The 713-nt window shown below is 54.7% G+C and carries 1 rRNA gene; it reads left to right on the top strand.

The window, feature by feature from the left end:
* Nucleotides 1-693: ribosomal RNA gene (locus PJK54_RS17705) — 23S ribosomal RNA — on the top strand; the annotation flags it as partial.
* Nucleotides 694-713 lie beyond the last annotated feature (20 nt).

Here is a 713-nt window from a genome sequence, read left to right as displayed (position 1 = left end):
ATCCGGATCGAGGACAGTGTATGGTGGGTAGTTTGACTGGGGCGGTCTCCTCCTAAAGAGTAACGGAGGAGCACGAAGGTACCCTCAGCACGGTTGGAAATCGTGCATTGAGTGCAAGAGCATAAGGGTGCTTGACTGCGAGACAGACACGTCGAGCAGGTACGAAAGTAGGTTCTAGTGATCCGGTGGTTCTGTATGGAAGGGCCATCGCTCAACGGATAAAAGGTACTCCGGGGATAACAGGCTGATACCGCCCAAGAGTTCACATCGACGGCGGTGTTTGGCACCTCGATGTCGGCTCATCACATCCTGGGGCTGAAGTCGGTCCCAAGGGTATGGCTGTTCGCCATTTAAAGTGGTACGCGAGCTGGGTTTAGAACGTCGTGAGACAGTTCGGTCCCTATCTGCCGTGGGCGTCGGAAGTTTGAGAAGAGCTGCTCCTAGTACGAGAGGACCGGAGTGGACGAACCTCTGGTGTTCGGGTTGTCATGCCAATGGCATTGCCCGGTAGCTACGTTCGGACGGGATAACCGCTGAAAGCATCTAAGCGGGAAGCCCCCTTCAAGATGAGACTTCCCTGAGGCCTTGCGCCTCCTGAAGGGCCCTTGAAGACTACAAGGTTGATAGGCTGGGTGTGGAAGCACAGCAATGTGTTGAGCTAACCAGTACTAATTGCCCGTGAGGCTTGACCATATAACACCCAAGGGGTTTGC

The organism is Cobetia sp. MMG027 (assembly GCF_027947415.1).
GTDB classification, from domain to species: domain Bacteria; phylum Pseudomonadota; class Gammaproteobacteria; order Pseudomonadales; family Halomonadaceae; genus Cobetia; species Cobetia marina.
This window is presented reverse-complemented; position numbering and strand designations above follow the sequence as displayed.